Raw genomic sequence first — 901 nt, 5'->3', positions numbered from 1 at the left:
CTCAAGCAATGTATTGATATATTACGTCTCTATCCTTATACCATCGATGTTCGTCCTACTGTATTTGCGGTGCCGACACGCGATGAAGGACTGCCTGAAGACTTGCTACCGCGTTTGGATATTTTGATAGAAGCTTATCAAGAGCTTATCGAGCAGGATGCCAACAATAAAGTACTTGGCGAGCCTGAAGATTACTATCAGCTTTATAGTCATGAGCAGTTGCTTGAGCTGTCTGAGCGTGAGCAAGTTGCGGTGCCAAGTACGGTCGATGAATGGGTGATACCAGTAGCCAAATACTTAGACTTAAATAAAGTTAAATTTCCACTGATTGTCGTACAAGAATACGGCTGGAATATCTTTCGCTTGGCGGCTTCTGCGCAATTGGCACTTGAAGAATATGACCATGCCCATGTCTTTACCGACACCACAGTGCAAAAAGTAGTCCCTGTGGATTGTGAAAACTGTACCAATGCCGATCACCATGTCACCAAATGGCGCATCGACTATCAGCAAGCAAACGACTCTCAAGCTGAATCTATCGAAGTCGATTATTTGGTTAATGCTTGCGGTTTTCGCACTGGTGTCATCGATGACATGGTCGGTGTTGAAGTCACACGCATGGTCGAGTTTAAATCCTCTTATGTCACCTATTGGGGCGATGCAGGCGGGCAGATTCCAGAGATTATCGTCTACGGTCAGCGAGGTACGCCCGAAGGCATGGCACAGTTGACCCCCTATCCGGGTGGGTATTTTCAGATACATGGCATGAGTAAAGCCATTACTTTATTTGATGACGGTCTGGTCGCATCTAGCACAGACAGCGCTCAGCCCAAACTACCACAGCAATACGTACACTATATCGAGGATGGCTGGGACAAAGCGCCGCTACAAGCGCGTAGCC

At 47.1% G+C, this 901-nt stretch carries 1 pseudogene; it reads left to right on the top strand.

The window, feature by feature from the left end:
- Positions 1 to 901: pseudogene (locus ACS8FC_RS15695) on the top strand (FAD-dependent oxidoreductase); the annotation flags it as partial.

The organism is Psychrobacter sp. 1Y4 (assembly GCF_051847555.1).
This window is presented reverse-complemented; position numbering and strand designations above follow the sequence as displayed.